This window comes from Vibrio harveyi (assembly GCF_030060435.1).
Classification (GTDB): Bacteria; Pseudomonadota; Gammaproteobacteria; order Enterobacterales; family Vibrionaceae; genus Vibrio; species Vibrio harveyi.
In genome coordinates, this window is the sequence record NZ_CP125875.1 from 2,146,448 (window position 1) to 2,161,213 (window position 14,766).

Annotated in this window: 10 protein-coding genes; 2 read left to right on the top strand and 8 right to left on the bottom strand. The window is 45.9% G+C overall.

Features of this window, described 5'->3' with window-relative positions:
* Nucleotides 1–53 precede the first annotated feature (53 nt).
* Nucleotides 54–2,015 (bottom strand): TonB-dependent receptor domain-containing protein, encoded by a 1,962-nt coding sequence (locus tag QMY49_RS10190; protein ID WP_029788631.1) that lies wholly within the window; start codon nucleotides 2,013–2,015, stop codon nucleotides 54–56.
* Here QMY49_RS10190 and QMY49_RS10195 point away from each other — a divergent pair.
* Nucleotides 1,990–2,862, top strand: a complete 873-nt coding sequence (locus QMY49_RS10195; RefSeq protein WP_101904117.1) for a 4'-phosphopantetheinyl transferase family protein — start codon at nucleotides 1,990–1,992, stop codon at nucleotides 2,860–2,862. The two genes, QMY49_RS10190 and QMY49_RS10195, sit on opposite strands and share 26 nt — an antisense overlap.
* A 15-nt stretch (nucleotides 2,863–2,877) precedes the next feature.
* Here QMY49_RS10195 and QMY49_RS10200 read toward each other — a convergent pair whose 3' ends face one another.
* The 6 genes from QMY49_RS10200 to QMY49_RS10225 form a co-directional block, all read right to left on the bottom strand.
* Nucleotides 2,878–3,819 (bottom strand): hypothetical protein, encoded by a 942-nt coding sequence (locus QMY49_RS10200; protein WP_283311324.1) that lies wholly within the window; start codon nucleotides 3,817–3,819, stop codon nucleotides 2,878–2,880.
* A complete protein-coding gene (locus tag QMY49_RS10205; RefSeq protein WP_283311325.1) occupies nucleotides 3,812–7,759 on the bottom strand; it encodes an enterobactin synthase subunit F in 3,948 nt (1,315 codons plus the stop codon). The genes QMY49_RS10200 and QMY49_RS10205 overlap by 8 nt, the downstream gene beginning before the upstream one ends.
* A 33-nt stretch (nucleotides 7,760–7,792) precedes the next feature.
* Nucleotides 7,793–8,683 carry an isochorismatase gene (locus tag QMY49_RS10210; RefSeq protein ID WP_283311326.1) on the bottom strand — a complete coding sequence of 297 codons (891 nt, stop codon included), beginning with the start codon at nucleotides 8,681–8,683 and terminating at the stop codon, nucleotides 7,793–7,795.
* Nucleotides 8,684–8,749: 66 nt separating this feature from the next.
* Nucleotides 8,750–10,369 (bottom strand): (2,3-dihydroxybenzoyl)adenylate synthase, encoded by a 1,620-nt coding sequence (locus QMY49_RS10215; protein WP_283311328.1) that lies wholly within the window; start codon nucleotides 10,367–10,369, stop codon nucleotides 8,750–8,752.
* Nucleotides 10,366–11,586 (bottom strand): isochorismate synthase, encoded by a 1,221-nt coding sequence (locus QMY49_RS10220; protein WP_283311331.1) that lies wholly within the window; start codon nucleotides 11,584–11,586, stop codon nucleotides 10,366–10,368. Before QMY49_RS10220 ends, QMY49_RS10215 begins: the two co-directional genes overlap by 4 nt.
* 354 nt (nucleotides 11,587–11,940) lie before the next feature.
* Nucleotides 11,941–13,047, bottom strand: a complete 1,107-nt coding sequence (locus tag QMY49_RS10225) for a hypothetical protein (RefSeq protein ID WP_017818983.1) — start codon at nucleotides 13,045–13,047, stop codon at nucleotides 11,941–11,943.
* Between the two features lie 92 nt (nucleotides 13,048–13,139).
* On the opposite strand from QMY49_RS10225, the gene QMY49_RS10230 reads away from it, so the two are divergent.
* Entirely contained in the window at nucleotides 13,140–13,931 is a 792-nt protein-coding gene (locus QMY49_RS10230; RefSeq protein WP_009696055.1) for a 2,3-dihydro-2,3-dihydroxybenzoate dehydrogenase, read from the top strand.
* 24 nt (nucleotides 13,932–13,955) lie between these two features.
* On the opposite strand, the gene QMY49_RS10235 is transcribed toward QMY49_RS10230, so the two are convergent.
* Nucleotides 13,956–14,675, bottom strand: a complete 720-nt coding sequence (locus tag QMY49_RS10235; protein ID WP_283311334.1) for a transglycosylase SLT domain-containing protein — start codon at nucleotides 14,673–14,675, stop codon at nucleotides 13,956–13,958.
* Between the last annotated feature and the right edge of the window lie 91 nt (nucleotides 14,676–14,766).

The following is a 14,766-nucleotide window of genomic DNA, read 5'->3' on the forward strand; positions in this document are numbered from 1 at the left end:
AAAAAGCAGCTTCCGGCTAGGAGGCTGCTTGTTAGATCAAACCAGTATTCGCTTTAGAATAGGTAAGTTGCACTTACGTATGCACTGCGACCTTTCTCTGAATAACCGTAGTAGTCGTCTTCATCATCAAGCTCGACATCAAAGATGTTGTTCAAGCCAGCTTTAAGATTGAGCTGTTGGAAGTCATAAGCAACACCAAGACCGACAAGCGTGTAGCCATCTACTGTTTTGTTCTCACGGCTTTGGTTTGTGATCACCTGTTCACCAACGTAGTTTACTCGCGCAAACGTAGTGAATGCATCAAACACTTCCCAGTTCAAATCAAGATTTGCAAGATGCTCTGGCGTCTTCATGAGCGTATCACCCGTGCTCTTGTCTTTCGCGTCCGTGTAGGTGTAGTTACCCTTTAGGTTGATGCTGTCAGTAATATCATACCAACCTTCAAGCTCGATACCTTTGATCTCTGCTTTACCGATGTTTTGGTAAGTGAAGATAGGCATTTTACCAACCGCACCAACTGGCTTGGTTAGGTCGCGTTCAATCTTGTTCTTAAAGTCCGTGTAGTAGTACATCAAACCAACACCCATAGACGTGGACTCATAAGCAAAACCGGCTTCGTAGCTTTCTGATTCTTCAGGTTTTAGATCATCGTTACCCGTTAACCAACAACGGTTACCACAACTGATTACACGTACTTGATCGCTGCTTTCCATCATACCCGGCGCACGGAAACCACCACCCGCACCACCTTTGAACACAAATTCATCGGTGAAGCTATAAACTGCATATGCTCTTGGACTGAAGTGACTACCATACACTTCATGGAAGTCTTGACGACCACCAAGTGTCAGCGCCAATTTATCGAGATCGAACTCACCCTGAACAAAAACCGCGCCTTGATAGTTATCGATGTCGCCTGATGGTACATCTCGGCTGTTTTCCAATTCAGAAGTACGGTATTCGCCACCAAACACCCACTCATGTGAGTCACGCCACAAACCAGAAACTTTAAAATCAAGCGTGTTGTTTTGTAGCTCAACATCAGCAGCGCCATTGGTGTATGCCGTACTTGCATCATCAAGCTTCATATTTTCGCCATACAAACGTACTTGTGTATCCACAGACTCCCATGCACCTTCATGCGTCAGTCCGTAGTTCCAACGCGTTGAGTCTTGGGAATTTGTTTGCGCACCCGAACGAGGATGGACCCAATCCGCTTCACGCTCATCGTTGGTGTAAATCACATCGGCGATCAAACGCTGTTCATCAGTAAGCTGCCAAGCCATCTCACCAAATACATTGGTGGTGTCTTTCTTTTCTAATGCATCAAAGGTCGGGTTAGTATCGGTACGCCACGGATCTCTTGAAGAGCTTTCAACAATGATGCTGCCTTCAAGGTTTTGTGCGAGTTCACCACTAGCGTAAGCATGACCTTTAACACCATCACCACCGTCGCCTTCAAGAATGCTTTCGTATTCCAAACCAACAGAACCTGATGTCTCTTTGGTTGGCGACTTCAAGATAACGTTGACCACACCACCCATCGCTTCAGACCCATACAGGGAAGAAACCGGACCGCGAACCACTTCAATTCTCTGAACCGCAGTCAGTGGGATGCTTGATAAGTCAAAATCGTTACCACGAATCAAAGCATCTTGAGAGTTAATACGACGACCGTTAATCAAAACCAAGGTGTGCTTAGAATCCAGACCACGAATACGAATGGTGTTACGACCGTAAGCTGTACTACTCAACACACTCACCCCGGTAGCACTACGCACCGCTTCTGAAATGTCTTTTACCGGCATCTTAGCGAGATCGTCAGCGGTAATCACCGACACTGATGCCGGTGCAGTCAACTCTGAATGCTGTGTTAAAGACGCTGTCACGACCATGCGTTCCATTTCCACAACATCATCTTTATCGTTAGCAACTGCATGACCACTGAGTGCCGTCAAAAGTGCACCGGCAAGCACTGTCGGCATAAATGTGGGCTTTTTAACTAAACTATTCACTGCATATCCTTATATCTATTTTATAAATAAATTGAGCTCGCAAACTCTAATAAACGAATGTATAAATGACAATCATTACTACTCGCATTTACATTTAGATTTGAGCTGGGCTATATTTTTGAACTGCAACACATTGAAAAGCACCGAGCTGGGTAACATTCTCGACCCTTTCTGTCTTCAATTAGAAAGTGTCAGTCCAAGGGTTCACATCGTAAAAGCCACACCGGAGATGTATTCCAAATTGGGCTTTCCCGAGGAAGAGCAACAAATTCATAAGTCGATAGCTAAACGCCAGCGAGAATTCAGAGCAGGACGCAACGCGGCTCGTGCCGCCATACAAATGCTCACCTTGAGCCAAGATAACGGGAACTCCCCGCTCATTTTGACGGGAAAATCCAGAGAGCCTTTATTCCCTCAGCCAATCAGTGGCAGCATCAGTCACACTGATGGTATTTGCCTCGCGGGTTGTGCATTAAAAAGTGACATCGCAAGCTTAGGGATCGACGTAGAACGCAATGTCCCCCTCGCCTCACACCTTTTTACAAGCATCTACACAGGTGACGAACAGAACTTAATCAAATCGTCTAGCCACCTACCTGATGCTCTGATATTCAGCATCAAAGAGAGCTTGTTTAAATGCTGCTTCCCCTTTGTTCAGGTGTATTTCGATTTTCTAGAAGCACAAATCACGCTGCTGCCTGAGAGTAAAAACTCAGGACAATTTCGCTTCGAGCTGATTGGAAATAACCAAACCTCTTTAACCGCCAAATTGCCCGACCTTCCATTTCATGGCTACTACTGCTTCAACAAGCAGTTTATTTTCTCACTGTGCTATTTCTCCTCATGAAGTCGTCATTCATTTCTATTCGATGACCTTTTTGATCACCATTTGCTGTCGTTCATTAACCAGCGGTAAGCGCTGCTCTAAACGCCACTTCCACATTTGTGGGATTGAAATACCTACTGTATCGAGTTGCCTTGCCTGCGGACCCAAGTACCAATAAGCATCAACCAATTCATCTAAGCAGGTAAAAGCATATGGATTCACGGGAGGCTTTTTCGGGATCAGTTCAAGAAACGAGCGCTGTTTTAGTAAAGGCTGATCCGTCGGGTAAATGCCATGTTCAGGGGCATTCAGTTCGCTAGATAAGATGTGTGGCCAAACTGATACATACTGCTCACCAAACTTGTGTTTCGCTAGCTCACCGAAGGTGCTGTGTTTTGCCATAAAGCCCAGCGTTGGCGAGCACTTTAGAATATGTCTTGCACCAACTAACACCACCACACCAAGCCCACATTTCGACGTTTGTTTTTCTACTCCTTCTGCCAAAGCTTGATCACGTTGTGCACTGAGCTTTGCTAACTCTTTCGAATGTTGGATGTCTTCCCAGTTGAACGATGGTTCGGTCAACACTATCTTGATCGGCACCTTACGCGTGCTATTTACAGCACGAACTCGCTCAAAGAAAGCACCGTAACAAGGATGCAACCAAGCGGGAAATGCGACTGAGTCCAACCACACCGCCGCTAATTCAGCTTGGGTAACCGTCTCTCCCGATAAGTAGTTATTGAGTAATGCTTGATGCTTGGCATTCCCAAATTCAATGAACAAATGGGAAAACGAGCCATCCAATTCAGGTGCAAGTAAGGCTTCCGTTATCTTCTCGAACAGTTCGCTAAACCAATGAGCTTCACCGATGGCAACTACACTGCCAGCGTTAAGTTTGCTTTTGAGAAAAGCCAGAGGGGAAACCGCCCCCTCCAACAAATCCTTAGTTTTTGCTTTGGTTGAGGTATCAAACATCAAATCTCTCTCTCAGTTCTTCAACCATATGTGAACCAATCAAACGCAGCATATCTGGGCGCATCATTTCACGGTGAATACACGCGACATCGATCACTTTGAGCTCGCCATCCATGTATTTGAACCATCCATTGCGATCAAGAAATGCCTCTTCCGGTGGCTTCTCCGCATTGAAAAACAACACATCCCCTTGATACTGATAATCGACGCTATCGCGTACGCGATGGTTGTTGTTAATGACCACTTCCACCATTGCCGTAATGGTTTCAGCACTCAGGTGCGCCATTGATGATCCTGCATCTTGTAAGATGTCGATCACTTCAGGTCGCGTTAGGCTAGAATGCAACGATTCATCAAACTCTACCCCAGCCATACGAATTAAGGCGCCAAGCGCTTTCTCTTCGCCAGGCGGGTGCATACTTTGCCATTGCTCCGTTGGGTAAGAGTCCAACAAGGTGACTAAGCCAACTTCTTGACCTTGCTGCTGTAAGATACCCGCCATTAAATGCGCAATCATGCCGCCAATAGACCAGCCTAGTAGGTGATATGGACCAAAGGGTTGTTCTTCTCGAATCGCCGCCACGTAATCCTCAGCCATTTCGGTCATTGATTTAGGCAGCGGAGAAGAAGGGTCACCGAGGTTTTTCGCTTGTACGCCGTAAAGAGGCACATTGGATGGAATAATCGGAGTCAAAGCCGCATAGCACCAACTCAAGCCACCAGCAGGATGGACGCAGAAAATAGCTGGCTTGCCCTCTCGCTTTCGCAGAGGCAGTAAGATATTGAGCGCTTCATCACTTTCACTGCCATTTAGCTTGGCGGCAATACCGGAAACCGTCGGAGACTCAAACACCGCCGCAAGCGATAGCTCAATTCCCATGATCTCTTTCACATGAGCAATCAACTGAGCAGCAAGCAACGAGTGTCCGCCTAATTCAAAGAAGTTGTCATCCACACCAACCGCCGGTAAATCAAGTAAGCGGCAAAATAGTTTGCATAAACGCTCTTCAACAAGGTTACTTGGTCCTTTTGTGCTCACTTGAGCAGACAAATCTGGCTTGGGTAACGCATCACGATCCAATTTACCATTCGGTGTTAAAGGGAAGCTTTCAAGCTCAACAAAATAGCTTGGCACCATGTATTCCGGTAATGGCTCAGCAAGGTACTTTTGTAGTGCGTTAGTATCAATTCCCTGCTCAAGATCCTCTGCCGACACATAAGCAACAAGGCGTTTATCATTCTCAGTATATTCCTGAGCTAACACGGCAACTTGCGCAACACTTGGGTGGTTTGCTAAGGCATTTTCAATCTCTTCTAACTCGATTCGGAAACCACGAATCTTGACCTGAAAATCGCTTCGCCCACAGTATTCAATCGCACCATCTTCGCGCCAGCGCGCCAAATCACCAGACAAGTACATTCGGCTACCTTGTGGACCAAAGGGATTGTCAATAAAGCGCTCTTGAGTCAGTTCTGGCTGACCATAGTAGCCCATCGCCAACTGTCGACCTGCAATGTATAAGTTACCCACCACACCAGGAGGTACAGGATTAAGTTCGTCATCAAGAATATAGATTTGCGTGTTCCATACAGGACGACCTATAGGAATCGAATTCCCTTGCGTATTCGCCTCACTCGGCCAGTAAGTTACGTCCACCGCAGCTTCTGTCGGACCGTACAAATTATGCAATGGTGCATCAAACTCTTGGTAATAGTGATTGACTAGCTCCATTGGCAACGCCTCCCCGCTACAAAAGACTTGGCGTAGACTTTGGCACAATCTGGCATCTGCTTGTTGTACGAAAATTTGCAGCATTGAAGGCACAAAATGCAAGGTGGTGATCTGCTCTTTATGAATCAAATCTTGTAGGTATATTGGGTCTTTGTGTCCGTCTGGTTTCGCAATAACAAGGCACGATCCGACCATCATTGGCCAGAAGAACTCCCATACTGAAACATCGAACCCTGCTGGCGTTTTTTGTAATACCCGGTCTTTCGCATCAATTGGATATTGGTCGTGCATCCACAAGAGTCGATTGACAATCGCATCATGCGTAACGACGACGCCTTTTGGTTTCCCAGTCGAGCCCGAGGTATAAATCATATAAGCTGGTGAATGAGGTTCTGGCTTAACTTGAGGAGGCAACGGTTCTACTACTTTGTATATCGTAGGCAGCGTCTCATCATCCACTAGCTTTACATCCACCTCTTGCGGCAGTTTGTCTTGAAGCGTCTTGGTTGAGAAAACAAATTTCGGTGAAGAAGATTCGAGCATGTAGTGGATACGCCCCTCGGGGTAGTCAGGATCCACAGGCACATAAACCGCGCCAGCCGCTAAAATGGCTTGCTGTACTACAATCAGCTCTTCGCTTCTTGGGACACACACAGCAATGCGGTCACCAAGCTCAACGCCTTGCGCTGTTAACCAGTTGGTGAGTGAATACACTTTGCGAGCCAGTTGCTCGTAACTCAACTTCTGACCTTCAAAGATCAAAGCCGGAGCGTGTGGTGTCAAAATACGTTGGCGAGCCATGATGGCGGACAGCGTCGTTTCCGGCACTTCGCGAGCGGTATCGTTCCATGTCTCGACAACCTTCTCTCGCTCACCAGCCAGTAAAATACTGACATCACTCACTTGGCAATGAGAAGAATCTTGAGCTTCTGCGCTTGTAAAAAAGTCACTCATAAAATGGAACAAGCGTTGTTGATGCTCATGAATCTCTTTCTCTGAATACAGCTCTGGATTCGCATCCATATCGATGTGTAATTGCCCAGCTAATTCATAGCAATAGAAAGAAATGTCATCGACCGGTCCGGCTGATAAGTTGTGTGCTTTTGAAGTGAGGTCACCGAATTTATGCTCGTACTCAAACGGCATAATATTCACCAATGGACCAAATAGATTACGATGATCTTTTACCAAATTTAGCTCGCGATGAAGCTCTTCATAGCGATAGTTTTGATGACGGCGAACCGATGCAAATTCTTGGTTAACTTGCTTCACCAACGTTTTGATATCCAATCCTGATTCAAAACTGACTCGTACAGGAAGAATATTGACGCGCATCGCCGGAGTTTGAATGGCTACCGAGCCCAAACGCCCCATCAGAGGCACGCCAATCACCACTTCATTGGAGCGTGTCATACGGTGTACATAAGCCGCGATAGATGCGATAAGTACGCTATACCAATGTGTTCTGCACTGTTTAGCTAGCGACTCCATTCTCTGAAAGTCAGAGGCTGCCATTGCACCTTTTAGACGAAGGAAATGGTCTGAAGTCACTGTCGGCTTACCCGCAAGGTTTACAGTGTCAGAATGGTCGGCATAACGCTGTAAATAAAATGCGCGATCTTTTTGGTATTTCTCAGAAGCTTTATAGTCGTCATCTTCTTTCAAAAGAGCCTGTTGGTCTGCAAATTCAAGCTTCTCAAAGTGCTCTCCTTTAACCAACTGACCATAAACATGCGCCACCCGCCCCGCGACCAGCGACATGCTGTAACCGTCTATCGCAATGTGATGCAGTGAAAGGAACCAAACGTATTGATCATCGGAGAGCTTAAGCAATGCCATGATGAATAAAGGACCTTGTTCCAAATCGACAGGTTGCTTTAACTGATCTTTCATCCAAGTCACAGCGGCATCAAGCGGTTTAACGTGTTGCGAAAAGTCGATACGTTCGACTTGCCAGGTTTGTCTATCTATCACCATTCGCGGTCCTTCGGTGGTGGTGACAAACTTAGCGTGCAACGAGTCGACTTCATCAATTGCCGTTTTGACTGCTTCAACAAAACAAGGCTCATCCACCTCGCCTTCAATAACCAGGTATTCGCCAGTCTTATAAATTGGGTTTTTAGGGTCACGTAACTGAGCAAACCAAATCCCAGCTTGGGCATCCGTAAGCGGCAACAACTGCTCTGCCGTATAAGGTAAATCGTACATGTTCATTCCTTTGTCATTTTTCCGCTTTGGCTGTTAGGTCAGCTTCTTCTCGATCAGTCTCCACCAATCCTGCAAACTCGGTTTCGCTGCTAATTCCATAAAACTCACATCAAGGCCCGCCTGTTGCCAATCTCCGACCAGCGACATCATGCGTACCGAATCCAAACCAAAATCAAGCAAACTATCCTCTGGCGTCATCTCATCGGCTGGTATCTCTAACAGCGCCGCTAACTGTTGAGTAAGTTGCGGTTGCGACTGAGGAATCACAAAATCACCAGCTGCGAGCTCGTTCGCACTTGCCACTTGTTCGAGCAATTGCTGCTTGTCCAAGACATAACCGCATCGACCCGCCACATAGTTGAGCGCCATGTCATGATCGCTCGCTGAGAAGTCAGCAACGGCATCGGAAACCATGAAAGCTTTAATGTCTGTCATGAACGCTTCTGCCGCGGTTTGTAAACAACCGATGTGAGCATAAATACCCACGATAATTAGCTGATCACGCTCCGTTTCATCCATCATGGATTTAAGTGGCGTACGTTGAAACGCACTGTAACGCCATTTGGTGTAAACGGTGTCCTGCTCCGTTGGCGCAAGTGCTGGGGAGATACGAGTAATGTTGTCATCCGCTTTTAAACCGGGACCCCAAAAATCGGTCAATAAAGCGCGATCTTCTTGGCGTTGGTCACCGGGCTGCGCGGTATAAACCACTGGAATGCCGGCATCAATACATGCTTGTTTGATCTCTTGAATGTTGCGAGTCAACGTTTGAATCAGCTCGCTGTCTGCATCGTAGAAATTGAGAAAGTATTGCTGCATATCGTGGATTAACAACACGGCACGATGTGGTTCTACTGACCAGTTAACGCGATTTTCTGGCTTCACTTTCGTTAGTGAGTAACCAGAGATAGATGGAATGGCCATTGGGCTTATCTCCAAAGTAATCAAAATGCTAAGCACACCAAATCAACCTTGGTGTTTCGACCTTGGTTAAACGAGTTCGAGTAATTTATTTTTATTCACTTTACCTACTGGCGTTTTGGGTAATACATCAACAAAAACGACCATATCTGGGATCTTAAAATCAGCCAGCCCACGCCCTCGTAAGAAACGCTTTATCTCGATCGGTTTCGGGGCTTGCTGCGGGCAAACTAAGGCAGCACAACTGCGCTCTCCAAGGTAATCATCTGGGATGGCAATAACAGCAGCATCATGGACACAATCGTGCGCCAGCAAATGGTTCTCGACCTCTTCTGCTGCGATTTTTTCACCCCCTCGGTTAATCTGATCTTTGTCGCGACCAACAACTTTCAAATTGCCCTCTTCAGTCAGCAGTACCACATCGCCAGTACGGTAGTAGCCTTGCTCGGTGAATGAACGCTGATTGTGCTCTGGAGCCCGGTAGTAACCTTGAATGGTATAAGGTCCACGCACGAACAAAATACCTTCCGTACCTTGCGGGATAGGGTTACCCATTTCATCGAGTATCAACAGTTCATCAGCAGGTGACATTGGGCGACCTTGCGTCGTGACAATCACGGACTCAGGATCATCTAGACGGGTGTAGTTAACTAGCCCTTCAGCCATGCCAAATACTTGCTGTAAGGTACAACCAAGTTCAGGTTTGATACGCTTTGCCGCTTCCTCACTAAAACGAGCCCCCCCAACTTGCAGCACTTCTAATGAAGTAAGGTCATGTCGAGTTCTTGCTGCTTCATCGAGCCACAATAGTGCCAACGGTGGCACTAAAGCGGCTACGGTAATTCGGTACTTTTCAATCAAAGAAAAGGCAGTTTGAGGGCTTGCGTCTGGAGCAAGTACAACGGTGCCACCCGCCATAAAACAGCCCAACGCACCGGGAGAACTCAATGGGAAATTGTGGGCGGCCGGTAAAACACAAAGGTAACGTGTATTTGGCGAGAATTGGCAAACCTCATTGCTCGCTCGCACACTGTATAGATAGTCGTAATGTGTGCGAGGAATAAGCTTAGGTGTGCCAGTCGTACCACCCGATAATTGGAAAAAGGCAAAATCTTCACCGCGATGAACTTGAGGTTCAACATTGTCTAGCAAGAGCGCTCTAAGGGCTACGCTACCAATCGGCATGGCTCTCATGTCACCCGCCCAAACGATGTTCTTCAAGCTTGGTAATTCAGACGCTACTTGCAGCGCAATATCAGCCGTATCGACGCCGAGTTGAGGAGCAGTGATTAACGCTTTTGCCTGTGCAAAATGACAAAAGTATCGAATCTCCGAATAACGATGAGCGGGTAACGCAAGCACAGGTTGAACGCCAATTTTAAGCAGTGCAAAAAAGCTAATGTAAAACTCGCCTATGTTAGGCAAATGCAAAACGACCTTGTCGCCAGATTTAAGATTCAGAGTCGATTGGAAACCAGCAGCTAACTTATCAACATGCTCAAGTAACGATTGATACGTCCACTGTCGCTCCCCGTCAACTAGAGCAACATGGTTAGGAGAAATAGAGACGCTTGCCTCAAGCATCTCTGGAATGGTTTGCTCTGTCCAAAAACCCGCTTGGCGGTATTGCTTTGCTAAACCTTCTGACCAAGGTGTAAAACCAGAGGCATTCATGCTTAAGCAAGTCATTGAACTACCCCCATATTCTCACGGATTTCAATACCCAGCGCGTTCAATACAGTGCGCATTTTATTTCCTGTTTCTTCAAGCTCACTTTGTGGCTCAGATCCGGAGACGATCCCAGCTCCGGCATAAACTCGAATACGCTTCTTCTCAACTTCAGCGCAGCGGATAACAACAACCCATTCGCCATTACCACGAGCATCTACCCAACCAACAAGACCCGTGAAATAGCCCCTATCAAAGGGCTCCACTTGACTGATGAAATCGTAAGCTTGAGCCGTAGGATAGCCACACACGGCAGGTGTTGGGTGAAGCGCACTCGCCAATTTCAGAACGCTGGTATTGGCATCGGAAACCGTCCCTTCAATACGAGTCGAAAGGTGCAACATGGCTTTGGTTTCAATAACCGACGGCACCATAGGCACATAAAGGTTATGACACCAAGGTTGAAGCGCTTTTTCTACCGCATCGACCACCACCGCATGCTCATGAAGATCTTTGCTACTCTCCATCATGAGCTCGCCTTGCTGCTGATTCATTGATGCATTTTCACAACGTCGACGAGAACCTGCCAAAGGATTTGAGCACACATGAGGACCTTTGCGGGATACCAGTAATTCAGGGCTGGATCCCATCAAATAAGCGTCAGAATGACCACCGCCGATACGAGTAGAAAAGGTATAACCACCAGGATTTTGCTTGAGTAAGGTTTTGAGGAAGCGAGCTCGATCGATTTCATCTTGTGTATCCACTTGCATCGTGCGTGACAACACCACTTTATCAAGAGCGATGTTTTCTTGGCTGCAACGATGAGTGGCAAGCTCAACACTATGCATGTATTCAGTAGGCGTCGGGATAGGTTGAATAGAAGAAGGATGACAGTCGTTGCAACCATCGATATCTAATACTTTATCCGGTCTGATCGGCGACGTCGTGATCAAACGCTCAGGGACGATAAAGTGCACGGGATTATGTTCAGAAAACGGTATTACACCAACGGCAATAGGGTTGTCATTCCCCTCTTCCTTCGCCGATTCTAGTAATTTGCTAATGTGAGTATCTAACTCTGAGAATTTAACTTGTTGGGAAAATTCTGCAGCAATGCCTTGCGTAAGCAACGTCACCGTCGGTGAGCTAAAGAAGAACGAAGCGTCATCCGTATGGGCGTTGAGAAACTCTGTGAGCATAGTACTGCTTCCCATGGAGTTACGAAGCATAATCATCTCTCAAACTGTATTAAACATAGCGTCCTAAATGAGATTCCTTCTCATTTGAAGAATGAGACTACACATCTAGTTACAATTATTCAATTATTTTTGATAATAATTATCATTCGCATAACTTATGGTTTTATAAATTAATATTCTTAAACAAATAGAATCTCAAACAAACAATTCACCATATTTATATCTAAGTAACTTCAAATCTAAGCAACTTCAAGGTGGAGGATTCAGAGCGACTTGCCTTGGTTCGTATGCATCGTTAACAATTTTTGATTTGGATCCATAGCCAAAAAGAAAGGGCTGACGCCCTCAGCCGTCAGCCCTTTCTCAATCTTTATTTCAATTAACAGCGCATCAGTTGTTATCAACAAAGCCGTACTTCTTATCACTTAATGAGCGAATCTCATTGAAGCGGTCTTGCGTCTTCCCACCGATAATATCGACGCGTCTTTGCATCTCATTTACCCACTCCCGATCTTCCATCACATCACGAGGGAATACCGTTGTTCGTTGATTATCACCCAGATAAAGAAAAGCATCAAACAAACCACCGACTTGGGCGTCCATGTCGTCCATCGCAGCAAGCTTATAACGGGCTTTTGGTAATAAATCGATAAACCTCAGATCAGCAATCGGACTTTTTGCGACCTCAAGAAGCGCCGGAGCTTTTACGTCATGAAATGTCTTCACCACTTCTGGTTCCGTCATTGGCCAAATCAAGTAGGTACTATTGGGAAACGCTTGCTCTAATCGTGTCGCCAATGGCCAAGCACTGGCTTGTGTTTTTGCAACGTAATCCCGCGGCGCATTCACCAAATGGAAAGCCCCAAAAATCAACAGTGCTTTCTGATTGTTTTGTATACGCTCAGCAGCAACTTGATAAAAATGATCCGTCTTGTTTTTAGCAGCTTGCTGCCATACCTTTTCATCACTCACAGTGCTCCAATCAAACGGTGCTTCGGCTAAATGCACATGGATTTTTTTCCCTTTAGGTAGCGTTTGATTTCGCACCTTTATCGCTTTGAAGAAATCGGCATAAGCATCTGGCATCCAAGCCATAAAGTAGATCGAACCTCGCAAAATTGAGCGAAGCTGTTCATCACTCACGTCCCCACCAGCTAAGTAGTTATCCAGTACAGGCTGGTACTTTGCATTGCCAAACTCCACCACGATATGCGTGACTTGATCTGAAAATGCAGGAGTCGAAACCAGCTCTGTTGCATAGCGCAAGAAAGCATCATTCCAATGATAATCGCCAATACCCACAAAGTTGTGTTGCTTAAACGCATTAAGAATCGCAGCGTCTGCTGATTTAGCTTGCTCGACCACTTGTTCGACTTTTTGCTCGGACAGATCTACCTCTGCGTAGTGTGGTAAATACTCACATCCAGCCAACCCGACAAGCCCTAACGTGAGCAACCAAGGTTTGATTTTCCAACCTAGTTTGTTCGTCAATTTCATTACCTCCTTGTTAACATTATGACAACGATAACAAAAATCATTATCATCTATCTAGTTTGGATGTGATATTTGCAGCACGAAGGGAGAGGGTTATGAGTGAAAACAACACAGAATTCAAAAGTAAACTGTGCCTAGTGACTGGTGCAGGGCAAGGTATTGGACTTGCCTGTGCCAAAAGCTTATTGGAACAAGGGGCTACTGTGATTGCCTGCGATATCACGCAAGCTCTGCTAGAGGAATTCAAACAATCTTTGCCAAAAAAACAGCAAGCTCGAACGTTGCTACTTCCCTTTGACTTAGCCAACACCACAGCCGTTCAGTATGCGTGTCATTATCTTGCTCAAGACAAGCTCATTCCTGACTACGTGATTACATGCGCCGGTGCGCTACATCTTGGTTCTGTTCTGGAACTCCCTCCTGAAGCGCTCATTAAAACGTTAGACGTGAACCTAAAGGGAACCATGCTACTGACACAACAACTGGCGAAATTGCTGGTTCAAAATAACAAAAAAGGCGCGATTGTTGCGGTAGGTTCGAACGCAGCAGACACCCCAAGAGTCAACATGTCGGCGTATTGTTCGTCTAAAGCGGGACTTCATATGTGGATGCAATGTTTGGGGTTAGAACTCGCGGCATACGGCATTCGCTGTAACATTGTTAGCCCTGGCTCAACCAGAACACCGATGCAAGAACAAATGTGGAATGAGTCCTATGGAGAACGAGAAACGATTCAGGGTAACTTAGCGTCACACCGGATTGGTATTCCTTTGAACAAGATTGCAGAAACCAAAGACATAACCAATGCGATCGAATTTTTACTGAGTGAGAAAGCGGGTCACATTACTATGCACGATTTAAGAGTGGACGGCGGAGCAACTTTCTAGTTGCTCCAGATTTAAGAGAATGAGCTAGCCTAAGAACTTAGGATGCAGTCCCTTTTCTAGCTTACGTCTCACCTTATATGACACATCGCCTAGTGTGATTTTCCCAGCGTTATTGCGGTCGATCCCTGCATTCTGGCGATAAGCAATTGATCCTTGTTTAAATAATACATGAGCAGCGGGTTTACCAATAGCCGCAGGATACAGGATCGCCATATACACATCCTCAAGAGAAGACAGGCGGTTTCGGTAAGGCATAAAATACGCTTTCACATAATCGAGTTGCTCTAACGCACTCATTTGAGCAAGCTTCTTTGTGCTCGTACCAAGTGCTTCCGCGGTTGATGGCATAAATTGAATCAAACCCGTCGCCCCACTCCCCGAGCCGTTTTTAATGCTGGGGCTGAATGTCTCTGCTGTTTCAAAAGCCATGCAAGCCATCAGATGATTTGGATCGATGTTGAGATCTCGGGAAATATCATTCACTTTACTTTTAAACTCAGGAGATACGCGACTCCCCCAAGCAAGAGCATCTACAGAAGGCGTCGAAAAGGGCACAGAAACATGACCTTTCTTGTAGAAAAATGAAGATGGAGAGAGGATTTTTAGAATTTTCTGATTCTTTTGAGTGTACGTATCAGAAAGGGGAAAAACCTTATCTTTCTTGTGTTTAAGCTGCTTAATTTTTATCAACTTATACAATAACTTAGAAACCGTTTTCACGATAAAACCACATTTGGAAAACATGCTCCAAACTGTAATCCATTTCTCACTTATTTAACATCGTTATCAGTAATAACAAGCAAAAGTGTGAGATGGATCTTTTGGTCTTATGAAA